Source organism: Niallia sp. CD-39 (assembly GCF_059874745.1).
Genome location: NZ_JCBCPS010000001.1, coordinates 1100609 through 1121523 on the forward strand (window position 1 = coordinate 1100609; position 20915 = coordinate 1121523).

Below are 20915 nucleotides of genomic sequence, written 5' to 3' on the forward strand. Positions count from 1 at the left end.
AACTTCTCCACCTTTTAGCTTACTTTCAATGATGAAACAATTTTCATAACAAGTTGTGCTGAATGAATCGCAGCGGTTTCTAAAAATTGATCGAATGAGATATTCGATTCTTTTCCAGCAATATCTGATAACGATCGAATCACGACAAATGGTGTTTCATATTGGTGACATACTTGCGCAATAGCGGCAGCTTCCATTTCCACACATTGTAACTCATTGAATTTTCCACGGATAAAATCCACACGATCGGCATCATTCATAAATGAATCACCCGTTACAATCAGGCCATGAACAATGTTTGTACCTTCAATTTCTCGCGCACTCTTTTCAGCTACCTGAATCAGTTTTTCATTTGCAATAAATGCTGGAGGAAGTTGTGGCACTTGACCGTATTCATAGCCGAAAATCGTTACATCAACATCATGATGACGAACTTCACTTGAAATGACAACATCCCCAACATTTAATTCAGGATTCATCCCTCCAGCACTCCCTGTATTAATGACATAATCCGGTTTAAAACGATCCAAAAGAATGGATGTCGTCATTGCAGCATTTACTTTTCCGATTCCCGAACGTAGTAGAACTACCTCTACTCCGTCCATTATACCTGTCGTAAATTCACTGTTTGCGATAGTCGTTTGTTTAGCATCTGTAATTTTATCTCGTAAGATCGTCACTTCTTCTTCCATTGCTCCGATGATTGCTACTTTCATTCTTAAAACCTCTTCTCTATTTTTTTACCCCTTCCATAATCCATACAAAATCATTTACTTGCTGAAACGTTACTGTAAAATGATGTGCTTCCATCATTTCTCTTAGTACAGGAATCGTCGTATAATATTCTCTTTGTAGATCTTCTGCAAGATTATGAAATTCTTTTGCTTTTGCGTCTTGAATCGCTAGGTCATAAGCCTCTTTAGATTCATACATTGTATCCGCGAATACTATTTTACCACTTGATGCAAGGAGGTTTCCATAGACGCCAATTGCTTTTTCTTTCTCTTCATCCGTTAAATGGTGAAATGCGTACGTACTAACTATCGTATCGATTTTTCCTACATCGTCAAACTGGAGAAAATCTCCGTCAATGATTATCGCTTTTCCTTGTAATTTTTCATTCGCTTTATTCCGCATTGAAGTTGAAGGCTCAACACCAGTCACTTGATGACCCTTCTCTAGTAATTTTATTGTTAAGTTTCCTGTTCCTGGACCAAATTCTAAAACATTTCCAGTAGCACGACTAGCTACTTGATCTAATAATTGCTCATAATGTAAAAATACATCTTTATATTCAAGATCATGACCTGTTACAGTCTCATCGTACGTATCTGCCCACTCTTCAAACAACTCAATAAATTCTTTCCCCATTATGTTCACTCTCCGTATTAAGTTCATGTCTCATAATTCCTATGAGTATAGTATGAATTAAAACAAATCTTGTTCTCAATTTACCATAGGTTTCTCATTCTTTCAATCTTTAAAGCCTACTGTTCGTATAAGCCTTCCTTATTCTATTTTCCCATATTATAATAAGATGAAAAAGGTTGGTTTGACATGAAGTTACAATTAGAATTATTCGAAGATAAAATTGAATTCTTTGAGGCGTATAATATTCAATCACTCGAACAAAAGGTGAATGAAAAGATTGAAGAAAATAAAGCGTTGCTTCTCCATGTTCATCATGTTGCCCACCAGTGCATCATCAACGAACAAGGAAGACCGTATTTTACAGCCGTCGTTCATTTTAAACTGAAGAATAAATGATCATAGAGCAATAAAACGAATAACGAAATATGATTACTTTTTTCAAAAAATGTTGAGCTGAAATAGATCAGCTCAACATTTAACTAGCGTTAACATCTTGCACTTCTTCGACTTTTTCAGGTACCCATCCTTCATCGTTTACCCATTTCAAGTAAACATGGTAATTCTCCGTTTTGCTTTTATTCGACACCTTGCCTACGGCTCTTTTTTCCCCATTATTCCCTAAAAACCAAATCGTCATGTCAGACGACGAAATACCAGTTGCATAACGCAATGCTTTTTCTAGCTCTTGCCAATCAACATTCCCTTGTTGATAATCAGCAGAAGGTCCATCCGTTTGAATTGTACCTATCGGCTCCCAGTTTTGATTGGTAATCGTACGAATCACATTGCCATTTTCACCGCCTTCTACCACCACTTCCGATGAAGCAATGTCTTCTCGACTCATTGTATCAGGAGATGTTGTTTCCTCTTCATTTTGTCCAGAGTCTTCCGGTTCTGTTTCAATATCGGTTCCAGGGTTAGTTGCGCTTTCTTCGCCTTCATCAGCTATTTCTTCTTGTTCATCTGACGTATTAGGCTCTTCCTCCATAACAGCATTATTATTACTTCCACCGAAGAAAATCACATATACAACAATCATGATTAATACGAGCACGATCGCAATTAGACTATTTAAGATGATATTTGTTTTCTTACGCTTTACTCTTTTCCCATATCGAGATGGGCCATTAAATGAATCTTGCTTATCCAAACTTGTTCTCCTCCTTAGGCAACGAACAATAACTGAGAACATTCTATCATGTTTTTAAAAGAACATGAAGGAAAAGCAATTTAAAGCTTAATATCTATTGTGTCTCATCCATGTCAGATGTTTCAGTTCTATTGTCATAATTATATAAAGCTGTAACAAAGTCTGCGAACAAGGGGTTGATCCCCCCTTCACTTGCCTCCACGCCAAGATTAACAACAACAAGTGCATATTTCGGGTTCTTATATGGGAAATAGCCCGCAAACCATTTATTATGTAATTCTTGATCTTGAACAGTGATTCCTGTTTGGGCTGTCCCAGATTTCCCAGCCACCTCATAGGGAAGTTCGTCAAACCAACGCCCCGTCCCCTTTTGATTCGTTACAACTTCTCGTAAAAGCTTCTGTAAATTCATCGCCGTATAAGGACTCATTCCTTCCCCTTTTAACGGCTTTTTTCCAAATTGAAGCAAGGTCGTATGATTTTTATATTCGATCTCTGAAGAGACTCTAACCATTTCTTTTTTTCCGCCACGGGCAATCGTTGCCATCATATTTGCAATAGCTAACGGAGTAACCCTTACTTCATGTTGCCCTATGCCTGTAAGCGCTGCAAAATTAGGATCTATCCGCGCTTCATCACTTGTAAACACGCGTCCCTTTTCTTCTCCCTCAAATTGCTTAAATCCTTCAAGATGATAAACATTCCCTTGCCATCCAGCTAAATCAGTCAGTGCTAGCATGCTAGCATATTGCTCAAGAATCGTCGGATCAATTTTTTGTAATTCCTTTGCAAGCGTACTAAACGCTTGATTGCAGCTTACTGCGAAGCTATCTTTGAAGTTTAACATTCCGTGATCATAGTTCTCATCCACATCTCCATGGATTGTTTCACTACAATTATAAATTGCATCGTTTGTTGTTAAGTTGTGATCAATAGCTGCAGCAGCTACGACTGTTTTAAAAACGGATCCAACAATTTGTTGCTTTACCATTTCATTATTCACGCTACTATCGGGATCAGTAAACGGAGCATCCTTGTTGATTGATGGTCTCGACACCATAGCAAGAACCGAATTAGTTTCGATATCTAGAAGTACGATTCCTCCTTTTTTGATGTGATGTTTGTTGATGAGCTCCTCTGCCATCTGTTGGATCTCATGATCCAGTGTAGTCTTCACATAAATAGGATAAAAGGGGTTTGCTGGCTCTAAGTATTTAACATCAATGCCAAAAAGTGGCCCTCCTGTTCCATCAACATGATAGATGAGCTTCGAATTACCTTCTGGTAATAAGAATTCATCAAAGCTCATTTCTAGCCCTGATAAGCCGAGCATTGTGCTTTCAGATATGTCCTTATCTGGATACCGACTCATTAATAGCTCTCCATTCATACCCGTTATGCCAATCAAATGCTCTGCAGGGACATTTTCAAGGTGATATTTCTTTTCTACTGCAAAAACACCTGGTATTTTTAAGGCATTTATTTTCTCTATTTGAGTTTCTGTTAATGCGTACGGCTCGTCTTTTCCAAAAGCAAATGGTGTCTTAGCTTCATTTAACGCTTCAAACAAGGCTTTCTCTTGAACACCAAGAATTGTGGCAACCTCCTGTACTGGCCAATCCATCTTTGCTAGGAAAGGGAAGAGCACAAGAACGGGTACATACCGATAAGCAATTGGCTCACCTGATCGATCAAGAAAATTCCCCCTTCCTGTGTCTAAGACCATTTCCTGTGAACGTTGTTTTACACTTGCCTCAAGTAGATTAATTTGACGGTTAGAAAAATGCTCTGTTTCGAGTAGTTGAATTTGGATCAATCTTCCTATCAATACGATAAAAATTATTATAAAAGTCGATACAATGATGATTGCTCTTTTTTTCCACATAAAAAACACCTCGTCAAAAGTGTTGACGAGGTTTCAGTAATTTATAAGGTAATACATCATAATTCCAAATATATTGTGAGAAAAACGCTCCCTTTAGTAATTAATCAGCGCGCCTCCTTAAAAGCTGGAATTAGTTAATTGAAACGATCTTTACGCTCATTTCTCCACCTGGAGTTTGAACAACCACTTCATCGCCAACAGTTTTTCCGATTAAGCTTTTTGCGATAGGAGAATCATTCGAGATTTTTCCTTCAAATGGATCAGCCTCTGCGCTTCCTACAATTGTATATGTTTCCTCATCACCATCTGGTAATTCAACAAATGTAACAGAGCGTCCTAATGATACATCATTGCCTTGTAAATCTTCTTCTTCAATGATTTTTGCATTGCGAATCATATTTTCAAGTGTCGTGACACGACCTTCTACAAACGCTTGCTCTTCTTTTGCAGAATCATACTCTGAGTTTTCTGATAAATCCCCGAAGCTACGGGCTATCTTAATTCTCTCTACAACTTCTTTTCTTTTTACTGATTTTAAGTACTCTAATTCCTGCTCTAATTTTTCCTTACCTGCTAGTGTCATTGGAAAGACTTTCTCTGTCGCCAAAACATTCACTCCTTAACCATTTTCATATTGCTAATGCAATACGTCCATATATGTATTCTTGCTTTCATTACATACAATGCAGATGAGCGCGCCTCTTTTATTTGAGGGCGCGCATTTGTTTCATATCATTATAATGTAATTTTACTACCTGTCAATACTCTACATGTATTCCACATACATTATTTTCTATGCTATTGTGTCACAAAAAAGACTTTAGTTCAAGAATTGTTTGGACTTTTGTTACCATTAAATCAATTGCAACATGGTTTTGTCCACCTTCAGGAATAATGACATCAGCATAACGTTTCGTTGGCTCAATGAATTGATTGTGCATAGGTCTAACAACACTTAAGTATTGATCAATGACTGATTCCATTGAACGTCCACGTTCTCTAATATCCCTAGAAAGCCTACGAATAATACGTATATCTGCATCTGTATCAACAAATAGTTTAATATCCATCAAATTTCGAAGACGTTCGTCTTCTAATACAAGGATGCCTTCTAAAATGATTACTTCTTTTGGTTCTACATGGATAACCTCGCTTGAACGTGTATGAATAGCATAATCATACACTGGTTTTTCAATCGATTTATAGTTTAACAACGATTGAATATGATCAATTAGAAGATCATTGTCGAATGCTAAAGGATGGTCATAGTTCGTTTTTAATCGTTCCTCGAAAGGAAGATGTGCTTGATCTTTATAATAAAAGTCTTGTTCAAGCATTAAGATTGAGTGGCCTTTAAAATGTTCATAGATTGCCTTAGTTACGCTCGTTTTTCCTGAACCGGACCCACCAGCTACCCCAATAACAACAGGTTTGCGCTTCATTGAATTAAAGCTCCTTTCGCATCATGTTATGAGGATAAACCTGCTTGTCCATTTTAAATTGAACAATTTGCAGTGGATGTCTTGCTGCATCTAACAGATTCCCATCTTGATCCCATATTCTATCGATCACATGTGTAAAGTTTTCAATTTCTGGCCCAAAGAATTCAACTTCCTGGCCAGGCTTAAAATGGTTCCGTTGTTGCAAAGTTACCATCTTTGTTTCTTCGTTATAATCTAAAACGAGTCCTACGAAGTCAAAGTTTGTCTTTTTGCTATGTTGACCAAACATTTGCTCCTTATGCCCAGGGACACCTTCAAAAAATGCCGTTGCCGTTTCACGATTCGCACATTTATCAAGTTCTTTTAACCATTCAGGATCAATTGTGAAATTTTCTGGATCTGCACAATACGCATCAATCACTTTACGATACACACTTACAACTGTTGCAACATAATGAATCGATTTCATACGCCCCTCAATTTTTAAGCTATCGATTCCTAGTTCAATCATACGAGGTATCGATTCCACTAGCTTTAAATCCTTAGGACTCATTGCAAACGGCGAGTCTTCTTTATCGAATAATGAGATTTCCTCGTCATCTTTTAATTGATACAAGTCATAATCCCATCGACATGATTGGCAGCATCCACCACGGTTTGAATCACGTGCTGTCATATGGTTACTTAACGTACAACGCCCTGAGTACGCTATACACATTGCACCATGAATAAACGTTTCAATCTCAATATCAACCTTTTCTTTCATTTCTTTAATTTCTTCAGCGCTTGTCTCACGGGCTAATACTACACGCTCTAGCCCTTCTTCCTTCCAAAACTCGACGGCTTTCCAATTTGACAATGATTGCTGTGTACTTAAATGCACTTCAATCTCAGGTGCAATCCGTCTGCATGTCTCAATAATTAATGGATCTGCTACAATAATACCTGCTATTCCTGCTTCCTTAAGACCAATCATATAGTCTTCTAATCCGTCTATGTTTTCATTATGTGCAAAGATATTCGTTGTTACATAAATTTTTGCGTCATACTTTTTAGCAAACTCGACCCCTTCTTTCATTTCTTCAAAGGTAAAGTTCCCCGCATTTGAACGCAGTCCATATTCCTGTCCTCCAATAAAGACCGCATCTGCGCCATAGTGAACAGCAATTTTTAGCTTTTCCAAGTTCCCAGCAGGTGCCAGTAGCTCAGGCTTCTTGACAATGACACGTTTGCCATTGATGATTTTTGAAATGCGATCCGCTACTACTGTCATCATATTCCCTCCTATTTAGACTTACCTCTATTAATAAACCGTTTCTTTAAAGAAGAATCCTGTGTCAAGTGGACGGTTTTTTGGTTGGATTTTTTCGATTTCCATTAAGTATTCATCTTTTACATCTTCATACGCATCTGGGTCTTCGATACAAAGGTCGATCGCTTTTCGATACAATGCTGTTACTGTTGTCGTGTACTCTTCTGTTTGTAAAATGCCATCAATTTTCAAAGAATCAATATTTGCTTCAAGCAATTCTGGCAGCTCATCGATCATACACATATCATTCGGGCTCATAATATGTGTCCCATTTTTATCTTCAAAAATCGGGTATTTATTGCTTCTCTCATGATCATGTAGAAACATCTTTTCTTGCTGACCATTATTTTCTATTTTTAAATCTTTGCCTTGATATTCAAAATAATGGCCAAGCAATGATCTTTTGGATTGGAACATTGCCGTCATGCCATGGATTTGCACTTCAATCTCTACTTCTGCATGTTCCTTCATTTCTAAAATGGCATCTAAGCTAAGTTCACGGGCTAGTACGGCACGCTTTGCACCTTTTCTGCCCCAATAATTGCAAGTATACCAGTTTGTCGCGGTTGTCTCTGTATTCCAATGTAGAGGAAGTTCTGGTGCAACTTCTTTCTGAGCCATAAGAACAGCTGGATCACCAAAAATGACTGCATCAATAGCTAAATCTTTTAATTGATTTAAGTAATCATATATAGCAGGTATCCTGTCATTATGAAAAATAGCATTCATTGACACATATACTTTTTTCCCAGAAGCATGTGCAATTTTTACAGCCTCCTCAACATCTTCTATTGAGAAGCTTGCAGGTAGTCTTAGTGCAAATTGTTCTTCTCCGATGACAAAGGCATCCGCGCCAGCTTCAGCTAGTTCTTTTAGATGTGAAACCGAACTTGGGGTAACTAATAATTCTGGTTTTTGCATTTCATTCACCTCTTTTGACTTATCGCGATTCCATCACCTACAGGTAAAATAACGGTATGATAATCCTCATTTGCCGTTAGCCACTCATTATAAGTATGGATCTTCTTTACTAAATTTCGTATACGCTTGCTTTCAATCTCTTCTTCATACACAAGTCCTTTAAAAAGGACATTGTCTGTAATGATTGATCCATTTCCTGTTAACATTGGCTCAAATAGTTCAAAAAAGCGTTTATATTGCCCTTTCGCCGCATCGATGAAAATAACATCATACGGTCCATTTGCAGAAACATCTTCTTCTAATTCCAAAGCATCACCGAATAAAACCTTCACTTGGTCGCTCTTACTTGCTCTATTAATAAAACCAATTGCTTGATCGTATCGTTCTTGATCACGTTCAACAGTCACAATATCAGTTTCTGGCAATGCATCTGCCATTCTTAATGCAGAATAGCCTATCGCAGCACCAACTTCAAGGATTCTCTTCGGTTGTTTTAGGCGAAGCAGCTGTAGTAATGTTTCAATTCCTATAATCTCCATAATGGGCACTCCATGTTCTCTAGCGAATGCTTCCATTTCTACAAATAACGGATTTCGTTCTTCTATTAATTTTTCTATATACTGGAGCAGTTTTTCATTATGCAAACTGCAATCACCTCGGTTATCTTCCAATTTGAACATGAAAAAATAGCGCTCACGTGTCAGTCATTCCAAATTAATCATTCCTTGGAAACCAACTTATGAGTGACGCTATGATCGTCATTATACATACCTGAACTATTTTAACACGAAACAATAAGGAAAGCCATGTCGATTTCAAGGCTTTCCTTTAAGTGAATTTTAGTTATTTGTAATATGTTTATTTTTAAGGTTTACGTGCTCATCAAATGTTTCTGAGAATAGGACTTCTCCACTTGGAGTAGCGAGGAAATATAAGTATCCAGACTCTTCAGGGAATAAGACTGCCTCAATGGATGATGTTCCTGCATTTGCAATCGGACCTGGCGTTAACCCATTTACTTTATACGTGTTATATGGGGATTCTATTTCCAAGTCAACATACAATACGCGGTCTTTATGCTCTCCATGGGCATACAGTACAGTTGGATCTGTTTGTAGTGGCATCCCAATCTCTAAACGATTGTAGAATACACTTGCAATCATATCTCGATCTGTCTGTGCCGTTGCTTCTTCTTCAACTAATGATGCGAACGTTAACAATGTGTGCGGCGTATACTCTTGAATATCCATTTCGGCAACGTATGCTTGCAGCACTTCTCTTGTCTTATTTAGCATTGGGACAATGATTTCTTCTAATGTAGGATCTTCTTTATAATATGGATATGTCGCTGGGAATAAATATCCTTCTAATGGAAACATAATGTCCTCAGCTAAAATCTCATCTGTTAAAACATCTGGGTAACGGTCCATCATCGATTGGATAAATTGTTCATCGTTTAATTGTTCAAAAATTTCCTCTGCAGGCACATCAATTTTCCCAGAGATAATTCCAGCAATTTCTTCGAGCTTTCTTCCTTCTGGAATGGTCATTTGGAACACAACCTCTTCCATAATTGCCCCTGTTTTAATTTCTGTAATGATTTCCGGTAAGGTCATTGATGGTGACAGGCTATATGTTCCTGCCATAAATCCTGACTCATTCTTAAATTTCGTGTAATATCTAAAAATACGTGCATCTTTAATAATGCCGTTCTCCTCCAAGACATTACCAATTCGTGTAACAGAAGAACCAATTGGGATTTCTACATCTTTTTCTTCCGTATTGTCAGGATCCGCTGGCTTTAAGGCAGAACTAACGTATAGGTAGCCACCTAGACCAACTCCACCAATTAATAAGAATAAAATAATTGCAGAAATAAAGACGATTTTACGTACAACTTTCGCTTCGCTTTGCCTATCTAATAGTTTTTTTCTCATAATTTCTTTTTTATCTGTTTGGTTCTGATTATTGTCTGTCATTTGGAATTTTCCCTCCTATCCCTATTGGGCAAGGTGTTCTTGTGTCACTTGTATTATTCTCTTTAGCATCCATTTCATGATCGGATCTTGCTAAAGCGCCCTTTATATGTATTCACTCGCATTATTATACTATAAATCCCCCAGCATGTCGCAATATATCTAAACATGTGGAATTTGCCACAATAAAAAAACTGCGGAACAGTTAGCCCGCAGCTTTTTTACATTTTTATTCTTCGTCTTGTTCAGCTAAGAATGTGTTAAGCATTTCTTCAATTAAATCCCATTCTTCATCTGATTCGATTGGTTGAAGCTCACCATCCGTATTATCATCACTTGGAGTAAATGCAGATGCATGAATTTCAATTTCTTCATCATCATCTTCATCTGCACCGATTGGATAGTAAAGTACATAAGACTTTCCAAATTGCTCTGAATCAAACGTAAAAAGGACTTCGCAAAGTTGCTCGTTGCCTTCCTCATCAACTACTGTAATATTGTTATCACCGTGATCCATTTTTTTCACCTCATTTATTCTGGCTATCTAAGTAGCCTTGTAAAATCATGCTTGCAGCCATCTTATCAATGACTTTCTTACGCTTTTTTCGACTTACATCTGCTTCAAGCAAAACACGTTCAGCTGCCATTGTCGTTAAGCGCTCGTCCCACAATTGTACAGGTAGTTGAAACCTTTTTGCAAGCTGATCTGCATAAAATTGACTCGCTTCGCCCCTAGGTCCAATTGTACCATTCATGTTTTTTGGCATTCCGACAATAATTTTACTGACTTCATGTTCAGAAATAATATCACCAATTCGTTTGAATCCGAACTGTTTTTGATCTTCGTTTATTTTGATTGTTTCCAATCCTTGAGCAGTCCATCCAAGCGCATCACTTATTGCGACACCGACCGTTTTTGAGCCGACATCAAGTCCCATTATTCGCATTTTATCCCTCGCGCTTGTTTTTTAAATACGATTTAACTAATTCCTCGATAATTTCATCTCGCTCTAACCGACGTATAATGTTTCTAGCATCTTTATGACGTGGTATATACGCTGGATCTCCAGATAGTAAGTAACCTACAATTTGATTAATCGGGTTATACCCTTTTTCCTGAAGCGCATCGTACACTTGGTTAAGAACTTCATTTACATCTTGTTCAATTGGTTCTTCAGGAAAATTGAACCTCATTGTCTTATCAAATGAACTCAAATTTTATACACCTCGCCTCTCTAATCATATACGTAAGACATTTGTTAAGAAAAACTAATCTTCTATCATCGATGTATTTTCTTAACTTTTGAAAAAGGTGTTTGCCATCATGAGCAAACACCCATTCAGAAATACGCCAAAATAGTTACCTTCATTTTACACTACTTTGTTATGATATCAAATTGATTTAACCCATTCCTCGACAAATTGTAGAGCACCTTCTAGCTTACTTGCATCTTTACCACCAGCTTGGGCCATATCAGGACGACCGCCTCCGCCTCCGCCACAGCGAGTTGCTACTTCTTTTACAAGCTTTCCTGCGTGTAAACCTTTTGGAATAAGATCCTCAGTAACCGCAGCAATAATATTAACCTTCCCTTCATTCGCAGACCCTAATACAATGACTCCAGATCCTAGTTTTTGCTTAAGATCATCTGCCATATTTCGCAGATTATTCATGTCTTGAGCTTGAACCTTTACTGAAAGGACTGTTATACCATCAATATCTTTCGCCTTATCTACAAGGCTACCTGCTTCAATATTGCCAAGCTTTGTAGAAAGAGATTCATTTTCACGCTGTAATTGCTTTAATTCACCTAACAATGCCTCAACTCGGCCCGGAACATCTTTCTCATTTGTTTTTAACTTGCTTGCAGCTTCTGTTAAAATGGCAATTTGCGAAGCCATTAATTGATAAGCACCCTCACCAGTAACCGCCTCTATACGGCGAGTACCAGCACCAATTCCACCTTCAGATTGAATCTTGAATAAACCAATAGAAGCTGTATTGTCTACATGGCATCCACCACAAAGCTCTAAGCTATAGTCACCAATTTGAACAACACGAACAACTTTGCCATATTTTTCACCAAATAACGCCATCGCTCCCATTGCCTTTGCTTCATCGATGTTTTTATAGTCGATTTGAAGTTGAATTCCATTCCAAATCTTTTCGTTCACAATCGTTTCGATCTTCTCAATTTCCTCTGCTGTAATTTGACCGAAGTGTGAAAAATCGAATCGTAAACGATCTGCTTGAACCAATGAACCTGCTTGGTTTACATGCTTTCCTAGTACGTCTTTTAAAGCTTGATGTAAAAGATGAGTTGCTGAATGGTTTTTAATGATTTTTGCACGATTATCTGCTTGAACAACCGCTGTTACAGTTTCACCAACTTTAAGTGTACCTTCCACAATAGTTCCACGGTGAAGGTTTTGTCCATTTGGAGCTTTTTGAACATCTAATATATCAACAGATAATCCTGTAGACTCAAGCAGTCCCTTGTCTGCAATTTGCCCACCGCTCTCAGCGTAAAACGGTGTTTCATCAAGAATAAATTGAATCTCCTGACCCGCTTTAGCTTCCTCTACTAATTTTCCTTCAAAAACGATTGCTGAAACCTTCGTTTCATGAATAAGTTCATCGTAGCCAATAAATTTGCTGTCACCTTTATATTCGCCAAGCTCCCCATCTTGAACTTGCATCGAGTCAACATCTTGTCTCGCTTTACGTGCGCGATCTCTTTGCTGTTCCATTTCTTTATTGAAGCCATCATGGTCAACGGTCATTCCTTCTTCTTCCGCATACTCTTCTGTTAATTCGATAGGGAATCCGTAAGTGTCATAAAGTCGGAATACATCTTCTCCCTTAACTACGGTATTGCCGCTTGCCTTTTCTTTTTTGATCACAGATGAAAGGATTGCTAACCCTTCGTTTAATGTTTCATGGAAACGAACTTCTTCGTTTCTAATTACTTTTTCAATAAATTCAGTAGCCTCTTTTACTTGTGGGTAGAAATCAACCATAACTTCTCCGACAACAGGTACTAATTCATACATAAATGGTCGATCAATGTTTATTTGTTTCGCATAACGAACCGCTCTTCGTAACAAGCGTCGTAATACATAGCCTCTTCCTTCATTTGATGGCAATGCCCCATCTCCTACAGCAAAAGCAACTGTTCGGATATGATCTGCAATCACTTTAAACGATACATCTGTTTCAGTGCTAACGCCGTATTTTACCCCTGAGATTTCTTCTGTAGCTCGGATGATTGGCATGAATAGATCGGTGTCAAAGTTTGTTGGGACATTTTGTACAACAGATGCCATCCGCTCTAATCCCATACCAGTATCAATGTTTTTCTTCGGAAGTGGCGTATATGTTCCATCTGGATTATGATTAAACTCCGAGAATACTAAGTTCCACACTTCTAAATAACGATCATTTTCTCCACCTGGATATAGCTCCGGATCTTGTGGATCATTTCCATACTCTGTTCCACGATCATAGAAAATTTCCGTGTTTGGACCACTTGGACCTTCACCGATATCCCAGAAGTTTCCTTCTAAGCGAATGATTCTGTCTTCAGGTACACCAATTTTTTCTCTCCAAATCGTGAATGCCTCATCATCTTCTGGGTGGATCGTAACGGATAATTTTTCTGGATCAAACCCAATCCACTTCTCACTCGTTAAGAATTCCCATGCAAACTCAATCGCTTCTACTTTAAAGTAATCCCCGATAGAGAAATTTCCAAGCATTTCAAAGAATGTATGATGACGAGCAGTTTTTCCTACGTTCTCAATATCATTCGTACGAATTGATTTTTGCGCATTCGTGATTCGCGGATTTACAGGAACAACACGACCATCAAAGTATTTTTTTAAAGTCGCAACTCCACTATTAATCCATAGCAATGACGGGTCCTCATGAGGAACTAAGGATGCACTTGGCTCCACTGCATGTCCTTTCTCCTGGAAAAAATCTAAAAAAAGTTGGCGAATTTCTGCACCTGTTAAATGTTTCATCAATCTTCCTCCTAAATGAATAGTTGATTAGCTTAGCACTTTAAAACAACAAAAAACCTCTCGCCCCAAAAACGCAGGGACAAGAGGTTGCTCTCGTGGTACCACCCTGATTATGAGAAAAACATTCTTCCTCACATCTCAAGACTCCGTAACGTGGATAGACGGCAGGGATTAGCTGCACTCCGGAATAGCTTTCTGTTATTCTTCATCTAGGGATTTTTTCAGCCAAGAAATCCCCTCTCTATTTGATGGTCTATAACATACTTTTTTCCTTCACCATTTTATCATTTTATTTCGTTTATAGTGGCATTATAGCGATATAAATAAAGCTTTGTCAATATTCGGTTCACTTATGTTTCTTTTATTTTCGGAGAAAAATGCTTTCTAGCATGCAATAAGCTCACTTTTATTACGGCAACAATAGGTACAGAAAGAATCATTCCAAGGATACCAGCAATTTCGCCCCCAGCTAAAAGTGATAGCATAATGACTAGTGGATGCATATGTAAACTATGACCAACAATTAATGGTGCTAATATATTTCCTTCTAAAAACTGAAGGATTAATATGATGACAACGACCATGATGACCATTTTCACTGAGACCGTTGCTGCAATGATTACAGCTGGAACCGCACCAAAAATGGGGCCAAAATAAGGGATAATATTTGTTATCCCAATAATTAACCCTAACAAGAGCGGATAGTTCAAACCAATCATCCAAAACAATAGTGCTGAAATGCTTCCAATGACAACACATACAAGGAGTTGGCCGCGAATGTAGCTGCCAAGTGAACGATCGACATCTCTTAAAAATAACAATCCATTTTTTCTGAATCGTCTAGGTGTGACGTACCATACCGCTTTTTTCATAATTGAATAATCTTTTAATAAGTAAAAAGAAATAAATGGAATTAGAAGCAGTACAAACATAGAATTTGCTAATTTCATAATTCCGTTTCCAATTTTTCCAATATAATCTTCTATTCTCATTTCAATAGCGTGGATGGACGTATCAATTCTCTCCTGAAATGCAAATGGAAGCGAATTCGTTCTCTGTTCAATCGTAGCAATGACCCCTTTGTACTGTTCCATGAATAGAGGAGCATGTGTGACTAAATCTTTCAGTTGTTTTATTATAGCAGGAAGCCCTTTGTAAAAAGCTAGGAATACCCCTCCAAAAAACAGCAAGTAAATCAATAAAATTGATAAACCTCTATGTAATCCTGCATCATGTAATTTCTCCACTACAGGGTGGAGCAAATACGTAATGAATGCAGCAATTAAAAATGGAATAAGTACGGTTAAGAGCACGTTTAAGATTGGCATCCAAATCGGCTCTAGTTTATAAAAAATATAAATTACAGCAAATAAGAGCAGAAGGAATCCAATTCGATATAACCATTTAAGGCGTTGATTCACATTTGTCTCCCCCATTTTAAAGGTGTAATTTTTAAGAGGCTGGTCATTAGACCAGCCTCATTTACTTATTACATGAATGCCCTCGTCATCTTCTTTTGTAGCTTTTTCATTTTACGGGCATTAATCATATTTCGGTTTTGTGCAACGCTATAAGCTGCGACTCCCGCACCAATTAAGACAGCAGATGTTAGCATTTTATTCATTAAACTCACCTCTCCTGCGTTATGACAAATAGCGGCGCTCTTCTTCAGCGAATAAGTCATCTAGAGAACTTAAAGAACCATCCTCTTCTACTTGATGGGTATTAATAACCCCTTTATTAAGTGATAATTCTATAAAGCAGTTCCAGCAATAATATTGATTAATGCCAATTTTTCCGATATCTTTGCTCTGACAGTTCGGGCATTTTAACATAGTAAGGACACCTCACGATTTTACATTTACAATGATGGCATCCTTTCCTATCGTTGGTGGACAAGTCGTTTTAATGACTCTTTTTCCTTCCAACATGTCCGCAAAGAAACCATCTGTCAGTTCATACCCTATGATTGTGCCCACTTCCTCGGAAAAATATACGTCCTCTAGAATTCCCAATCGCTCGCCTTCTTCAGTCATGATCATTTTTCCTAATAAGTGATCATGGTGTGAGACAAGAGAAAGAGCTCCTTTGACTTGATAAGGAATAAAGCTGTGTTCATCTTCCACCATAATGCCGTCCCAGCCAAATGAAGAAACGGATTCAAGATTTAGCAGGTATGTTTTCTTAATCAATGATCCTCGCTTGACGAGCACCCCTTTGACCATACCTTGCTCTGATAAACATAAATCTGTCACAACACCTAGCTTTTGAGCTGTAAGAAGTTGAATAACAGGAAGTCCTTTCAAGAGTGAAAATGTCCGCAAAGTTACCCCACCTTCCCGAACATACTTAGTTTCTGCACAAGCAAAAAATCCATTCAATAATCGGCTGCCAATTTCTTTCCTTAAGATAAATAATCTTTACTCGACACTTTCCCCGAGATTGGCTTCAGTCTCCTCACAGCTCATGCAAGGTACCCTGCTCATGTTTTTCCTGAAGAGTCCACATTAAAACATTGGCTTGTAAAGCCTCAGCAAAGGTGTATCACCGTATTACTGTGATTGATTTTTGCATACAAAAAAACTTGCGCATTAGCACAAGTTTAATTCGTCATAAAATCATATGGCGTTACATTCTCCATACCAATCATAGGATCTGTGTTCATTAGCATTACTTCATAAGACCCTTCATTTTCTTCAGATAGTATAAGTGGAGTTTCACCGACTGAGTCGATGATTTTCTCTGTTAGCATCGTTTGTCTAAGCAGTTCATCGGTTCGTTCGATGCCCATTCGAAAAGCGTCTTCTTCACCGCATAATATTAAAAACTGCTTGCTTCTTGTAATTGCAGTATAAAGGATATTTCTTCTTAGCATACGGTAGTAGCTTTTTACAACTGGTAAAACCACAATTGGAAATTCGCTTCCTTGTGATTTGTGAATTGAGCAGCAATAGGCATGCGTGATCTGGTTTAATTCCTGCCTCGTATATGTATTTTCAATCCCGTCAAAGGAAGCGACAATCATATCTTGCTTTTCTGTGTTTTCTTTCGCATAGAATATTGATACAATTTCACCAATATCGCCATTAAAAACATTGCTTTCTGGTTGATTTACAAGCTGTAAAATTTTATCCCCAATGCGATAAAATACTTCTCCGAATTGAATTTCTTTTCTAGAGCCGTCATTGGGATTGAAAATATCTTGAATGATAACATTTAATTGATCAATCCCAGCTGGTCCGCGATACATCGGAGCAAGCACTTGAATGTCCTTTGCTGTATAGCCTTTTCCTTTCGCATTCGCAACAACTTTTTTGATAACTTCACCAATTTGACTGCTCGAACAGCGGATAAAAGAACGATCTGCTTGTTGAGCTGTAAATAAGTCTGGCAAACGCCCTTTCTTAATGCTATGAGCGAGTTCAATAATTGACGACCCTTCGGCTTGGCGATATATATCAATTAACTTTACTGTAGGAATCGTGTTAGCTTCTAGCAAGTCCTTTAAAACTTGGCCAGGGCCTACTGATGGAAGCTGGTCCTCATCTCCAACAAAGATGACTTGCATATCATTTGGAATCGCCTTAAATAATTGATTAGCAAGCCATATATCGACCATTGATGTTTCATCAACAATTAAGATTTTCCCCTCTAAAGGCTGATCCTCGTTGCGATCAAAGCCGTCTGTTCCATTCCAACCTAGCAGTCGATGAATTGTAACAGCTGGCATTCCAGTAGATTCAGACATTCTTTTCGCTGCTCTTCCAGTAGGTGCTGCTAATAAAAATGGGAAAGGTTCATCCTTTTTGTAATCTTTTGGATCCAATGAACAGCCGTGAAGTTCACCGTATAGCTCGACAATTCCTTTAATGACAGTTGTTTTCCCAGTTCCTGGCCCACCAGTTAAAATCAACATAGGATTCATTAATGCCTTTTGAATTGCTTCCTTCTGGGATGGCGCGTACTGCACTTGAATTCTTTCTTCTAATTCACCAAGCGCAAGTAGAAATTCTGATTCAGGGAACTGTTCATCGAACTGCCTTTGGTCAAGAATCCGCTTTACATTACTTGCAATTCCCCGCTCAGAGTAAAATAGAGAGGGCAGGTAAATACGGTCTTCTTCGACCATTATCTTCCCTTCTTCCCCGAGCTTGATGATCTCTTTAGAAATATCATCAAATGGAATTTCTTCCTGCTTTTGATCCTCAAGTAGAGATTGTACCTCTTGCAATAGCAACTCTGTCTTTAAGTACACATGGCCAGATTGTAAGCTTGAAGTTTCAAGCTTGTACAAGCATGCCGCTCGAATCCGGTCGGGATGAGCCCCAAGTATTCCGAGTTGATATCCTAATTCATCCGCTCGCCCAAAACCAATTCCTTCGACATCTTCAACAAGCTTATATGGATTCGATTGAATCACTTCCATCGTTTGTTCTTTATAGGCTTGATAGATTTTCATCGACAGTTGAGGACCAAAACCGAATTGATTCAATGCGACCATTGCTTGTTCTAGTCCTTGATGCTCTATGAGGGTATCATAAAGAGCTTTCGCTTTTTCTGAAGAAAATTTCGGAATTTGATTGAGTAGTGAAGGTTCGTTCATGATTTTAGAAATGGCATTTTCACCAAGCGTCTCAACGATTGACTCTGCTGTTTTCTTCCCAATACCCTTAAACAAATCACTCGACAAGTAATTAACTACGCCCTGCTTTGAACTTGGGATTTCTTTCTGATAATGAGTTGCAATCAATTGCATACCAAATTTTGGGTGTTCCTTGAACTGCCCAAAAAACTTATACGATTCTTGGTCATGAAGCTTCGGAAAATATCCCGTTACAACCGCCTCTTTGTCCTCATAAGAAAGATTCGTTTCATCAACACGAATGCGCAAAACTGTATAAAGATTTTGTTCATTATGAAAGATTGTCACAATTACTCTTCCCTTAACAAACGTCTTCTCACCATCCTGAAACAAATCAAGAGAACCTTGTTGATTCATATTGAAAATCCCTCCTTTCGAACAAAGCAGTCCCTCTTACTCACTTTTCTCGAGCATTTTTTTTCCATAGCCTGCTAGCATATGATCAGGCTGTACCCTTAAAGCTTCATCGAAATAGTGTTTAGCTTGCTCAATATCTTCCTTAAATGCATATGCAACCCCTAGGTTGTAATAAGCATCCGCATGAATTTCATCTAATTTCACGCATTTTTCTAACTGTAGAATTGCCTCATCTATCAATTCAGCTTGAGCAAGACACAGTCCGTATTGAAAAAGCGCCTCCACATCCTCTGGATTTAATTCAACACTTCGTTGAAAATAAGGCATTGCTAACTTTCCTTGCTCGAGTGTCATTAAAGATAATCCAAGCATGAAAAAATTATCACTTGTTTCAAGCCCTTTTCTCATTGCTGTTTCAAACATATTTTTTGCTTCATCATATTGCTCATTTTCAAAGTAAAGATTACCAGCACTATAATAAGCAGCTCCAGCATCCTCATCCTTTTCAATTGCCTTTTTATAAAACTCTAATGCTTTTTCATTCTCTCCGACTGCTGACAATACATTACCGAAATTAATATAAGCGACAGCATCATTAGGATTTTCTTCTATCACCTGCATAAATGCCTTTGCAGCCTCTTCCCATTTTCCTTCTTGCATATAATCAATTCCAACTTGATTTAAATCTTTCGTCAAAACCATTCCACTCCAGTCTATATCAGCCTTTAACAGCATGTTCGAACATGAATACGAACAAAGTATATCATAAATTGAACCGTATTTCCCTCCTACACTTCATTTATAAAGGTGAAATGAAATGTTTTAAAAATATGACTTTTAACATGTATCAAAAATGTATCACCTCCTAAAAGAATGATACTAAACGAATATCATTATAGGAAAAAGGAACGAAAGATGTAAATTTACTATTTTTGTATTTACAAATAAAGGATACATTCATATAATTATTTTAGCTTTTTAATTCCAATTAAAGGTAATTAAAAAGCTAATCAAAAAACATTATATTATGAAGGGAAAGATGTTGGTGGGAAAAAACAAGATGGTTAAAAAAGGTGCTTCATGCTTATTTGCAGTTCTGTTTTTAGCAGGTGGAATTTTACCAAGCACTACACTTGCAAGTGATCATGTGGATTTTAAAAGCCAAGAAAAGTTTCGAACCATTGAAAGCGTAAACCCTGAATTAAATGAAGATGAAATTTATGCAACCATTAAAGAATACGCTGTAGCCGAAGAAATTTCCGAAAGTGAAGCACTTGACCTTTTTTATGATGAAGCGTTAATTCAACAGGCTGAACAAAAAGAAAGCAAGAATACAATTAATAATAGTAGCTCACCTAACCAAGCACCTGGTCCTTCTCGAAATAAGGGGGATGTCATGTATTCAAAAGCTTGGACAGCAATAAATCATGGCCATAGTGCGATTTATTATACGAAAAACACTGTTGTTCACGCACCTGGAGTTGGACAGAAAAGTAAATCTGAAAGCGCAAACAATAAGATTGGATTAAAAAATGGAATACAGATTCAATATGTATCCACAACTCAATCAAACCGAGATAAAGCCGCTAATTATTCCTACAATAGTTTACGTAATAAACCGTATGATACAAATTTTATTAGCAATAAAACAACAATATCGAAATTAAACTGTTCTGGGTTAGTTTGGAATGCATATGAAAGAACATCAGGCATTGATTTAGATAGCAATGGTGGTCCAGGAGTTTATCCTTCCAATATTAGAGACTCATCTAGAACAGTCACCTATGCAACAAAGTGAAAGATTGCTTTCAGTGCTACAACCAAAATTGTTGA

The 20915-nt window shown here is 37.7% G+C and carries 22 protein-coding genes and 1 other annotated feature; of the genes, 2 read left to right on the top strand and 20 right to left on the bottom strand.

Translation table 11 applies throughout. From position 1 onward, the window contains the following. Window positions 1-14: 14 nt before the first annotated feature. Window positions 15-716 carry a 5'-methylthioadenosine/S-adenosylhomocysteine nucleosidase gene (gene mtnN / locus AC6F34_RS05640; RefSeq protein ID WP_500769802.1) on the bottom strand — a complete coding sequence of 234 codons (702 nt, stop codon included), beginning with the start codon at window positions 714-716 and terminating at the stop codon, window positions 15-17. A gap of 16 nt (window positions 717-732) precedes the next feature. Next, window positions 733-1371: a class I SAM-dependent methyltransferase gene (locus AC6F34_RS05645; RefSeq protein WP_500769804.1), complete on the bottom strand. Its 639-nt coding sequence runs from the start codon at window positions 1369-1371 to the stop codon at window positions 733-735. 186 nt (window positions 1372-1557) lie between these two features. Between AC6F34_RS05645 and AC6F34_RS05650 the strand changes: the two genes are divergently transcribed. Further along, entirely contained in the window at window positions 1558-1767 is a 210-nt protein-coding gene (locus AC6F34_RS05650; RefSeq protein ID WP_500769806.1) for a DUF2536 family protein, read from the top strand. A 79-nt stretch (window positions 1768-1846) separates the two neighbouring features. Here AC6F34_RS05650 and AC6F34_RS05655 read toward each other — a convergent pair whose 3' ends face one another. The 18 genes from AC6F34_RS05655 to AC6F34_RS05740 form a co-directional block, all read right to left on the bottom strand. After that, entirely contained in the window at window positions 1847-2521 is a 675-nt protein-coding gene (locus AC6F34_RS05655) for a YrrS family protein (protein WP_500769809.1), read from the bottom strand. 94 nt (window positions 2522-2615) lie between these two features. Then, window positions 2616-4406: a peptidoglycan D,D-transpeptidase FtsI family protein gene (locus AC6F34_RS05660; protein WP_500769811.1), complete on the bottom strand. Its 1791-nt coding sequence runs from the start codon at window positions 4404-4406 to the stop codon at window positions 2616-2618. Window positions 4407-4536: 130 nt separating this feature from the next. Next, window positions 4537-5013, bottom strand: coding sequence for a transcription elongation factor GreA (gene greA / locus AC6F34_RS05665; RefSeq protein ID WP_500769813.1), 477 nt, complete (start codon window positions 5011-5013; stop codon window positions 4537-4539). Between the two features lie 199 nt (window positions 5014-5212). Beyond that, a complete protein-coding gene (gene udk / locus AC6F34_RS05670) occupies window positions 5213-5848 on the bottom strand; it encodes a uridine kinase (protein ID WP_500769815.1) in 636 nt (211 codons plus the stop codon). 4 nt (window positions 5849-5852) lie between these two features. Then, complete coding sequence (locus AC6F34_RS05675) at window positions 5853-7121, bottom strand: peptidase U32 family protein (protein WP_500769817.1); 1269 nt, start codon at window positions 7119-7121, stop codon at window positions 5853-5855. 30 nt (window positions 7122-7151) lie between these two features. Then, complete coding sequence (locus AC6F34_RS05680) at window positions 7152-8081, bottom strand: peptidase U32 family protein (RefSeq protein WP_500769819.1); 930 nt, start codon at window positions 8079-8081, stop codon at window positions 7152-7154. Between the two features lie 5 nt (window positions 8082-8086). Then, window positions 8087-8725: an O-methyltransferase gene (locus tag AC6F34_RS05685; RefSeq protein ID WP_500769821.1), complete on the bottom strand. Its 639-nt coding sequence runs from the start codon at window positions 8723-8725 to the stop codon at window positions 8087-8089. A 195-nt stretch (window positions 8726-8920) separates the two neighbouring features. Then, entirely contained in the window at window positions 8921-10060 is a 1140-nt protein-coding gene (gene mltG / locus AC6F34_RS05690; protein WP_500769823.1) for an endolytic transglycosylase MltG, read from the bottom strand. Between the two features lie 226 nt (window positions 10061-10286). Further along, window positions 10287-10574, bottom strand: a complete 288-nt coding sequence (locus AC6F34_RS05695; RefSeq protein ID WP_500769825.1) for a DUF1292 domain-containing protein — start codon at window positions 10572-10574, stop codon at window positions 10287-10289. Between the two features lie 10 nt (window positions 10575-10584). Continuing rightward, entirely contained in the window at window positions 10585-11004 is a 420-nt protein-coding gene (gene ruvX, locus AC6F34_RS05700; protein WP_500769827.1) for a Holliday junction resolvase RuvX, read from the bottom strand. 1 nt (window position 11005) lies between these two features. Continuing rightward, the gene (locus tag AC6F34_RS05705; RefSeq protein WP_500769829.1) at window positions 11006-11272 is read right to left on the bottom strand and encodes an IreB family regulatory phosphoprotein; all 267 of its coding nucleotides are present in this window, start codon (window positions 11270-11272) and stop codon (window positions 11006-11008) included. A gap of 177 nt (window positions 11273-11449) precedes the next feature. Then, entirely contained in the window at window positions 11450-14083 is a 2634-nt protein-coding gene (gene alaS, locus AC6F34_RS05710) for an alanine--tRNA ligase (RefSeq protein ID WP_500769831.1), read from the bottom strand. Between the two features lie 72 nt (window positions 14084-14155). Next, window positions 14156-14369, bottom strand: a binding site (T-box leader). 64 nt (window positions 14370-14433) lie between these two features. Further along, window positions 14434-15504: an AI-2E family transporter gene (locus tag AC6F34_RS05715; RefSeq protein ID WP_500769833.1), complete on the bottom strand. Its 1071-nt coding sequence runs from the start codon at window positions 15502-15504 to the stop codon at window positions 14434-14436. A 68-nt stretch (window positions 15505-15572) separates the two neighbouring features. Beyond that, entirely contained in the window at window positions 15573-15707 is a 135-nt protein-coding gene (locus AC6F34_RS05720) for a YrzQ family protein (protein ID WP_500769835.1), read from the bottom strand. Between the two features lie 19 nt (window positions 15708-15726). Next, window positions 15727-15918, bottom strand: coding sequence for a YrzR-like zinc ribbon domain (locus AC6F34_RS05725; protein ID WP_500769837.1), 192 nt, complete (start codon window positions 15916-15918; stop codon window positions 15727-15729). Window positions 15919-15930: 12 nt separating this feature from the next. Further along, on the bottom strand, window positions 15931-16407 hold the full coding sequence (locus tag AC6F34_RS05730) for a PRC-barrel domain-containing protein (RefSeq protein WP_500769839.1): 477 nt from the start codon (window positions 16405-16407) through the stop codon (window positions 15931-15933). Window positions 16408-16685: 278 nt separating this feature from the next. After that, window positions 16686-19082 carry an SF1B family DNA helicase RecD2 gene (gene recD2, locus AC6F34_RS05735; protein WP_500769841.1) on the bottom strand — a complete coding sequence of 799 codons (2397 nt, stop codon included), beginning with the start codon at window positions 19080-19082 and terminating at the stop codon, window positions 16686-16688. Between the two features lie 36 nt (window positions 19083-19118). Next, window positions 19119-19778, bottom strand: a complete 660-nt coding sequence (locus AC6F34_RS05740) for a tetratricopeptide repeat protein (RefSeq protein WP_500769844.1) — start codon at window positions 19776-19778, stop codon at window positions 19119-19121. Window positions 19779-20142: 364 nt separating this feature from the next. Between AC6F34_RS05740 and AC6F34_RS05745 the strand changes: the two genes are divergently transcribed. Then, entirely contained in the window at window positions 20143-20880 is a 738-nt protein-coding gene (locus AC6F34_RS05745; RefSeq protein WP_500769846.1) for a YiiX/YebB-like N1pC/P60 family cysteine hydrolase, read from the top strand. Window positions 20881-20915: the final 35 nt, after the last annotated feature.

Coding starts and splice junctions, on each gene's coding strand:
- mtnN (WP_500769802.1), bottom strand. CDS start 716: ATGAAAGTAGCAATCATCGGAGCAATGGAAGAAGAAGTGACGATCTTA.
- AC6F34_RS05645 (WP_500769804.1), bottom strand. CDS start 1,371: ATGGGGAAAGAATTTATTGAGTTGTTTGAAGAGTGGGCAGATACGTAC.
- AC6F34_RS05650 (WP_500769806.1), top strand. CDS start 1,558: ATGAAGTTACAATTAGAATTATTCGAAGATAAAATTGAATTCTTTGAG.
- AC6F34_RS05660 (WP_500769811.1), bottom strand. CDS start 4,406: ATGTGGAAAAAAAGAGCAATCATCATTGTATCGACTTTTATAATAATT.
- udk (WP_500769815.1), bottom strand. CDS start 5,848: ATGAAGCGCAAACCTGTTGTTATTGGGGTAGCTGGTGGGTCCGGTTCA.
- AC6F34_RS05675 (WP_500769817.1), bottom strand. CDS start 7,121: ATGACAGTAGTAGCGGATCGCATTTCAAAAATCATCAATGGCAAACGT.
- AC6F34_RS05680 (WP_500769819.1), bottom strand. CDS start 8,081: ATGCAAAAACCAGAATTATTAGTTACCCCAAGTTCGGTTTCACATCTA.
- mltG (WP_500769823.1), bottom strand. CDS start 10,060: ATGACAGACAATAATCAGAACCAAACAGATAAAAAAGAAATTATGAGA.
- AC6F34_RS05695 (WP_500769825.1), bottom strand. CDS start 10,574: ATGGATCACGGTGATAACAATATTACAGTAGTTGATGAGGAAGGCAAC.
- ruvX (WP_500769827.1), bottom strand. CDS start 11,004: ATGCGAATAATGGGACTTGATGTCGGCTCAAAAACGGTCGGTGTCGCA.
- alaS (WP_500769831.1), bottom strand. CDS start 14,083: ATGAAACATTTAACAGGTGCAGAAATTCGCCAACTTTTTTTAGATTTT.
- AC6F34_RS05720 (WP_500769835.1), bottom strand. CDS start 15,707: ATGAATAAAATGCTAACATCTGCTGTCTTAATTGGTGCGGGAGTCGCA.
- AC6F34_RS05725 (WP_500769837.1), bottom strand. CDS start 15,918: ATGTTAAAATGCCCGAACTGTCAGAGCAAAGATATCGGAAAAATTGGC.
- recD2 (WP_500769841.1), bottom strand. CDS start 19,082: ATGAATCAACAAGGTTCTCTTGATTTGTTTCAGGATGGTGAGAAGACG.
- AC6F34_RS05745 (WP_500769846.1), top strand. CDS start 20,143: ATGGTTAAAAAAGGTGCTTCATGCTTATTTGCAGTTCTGTTTTTAGCA.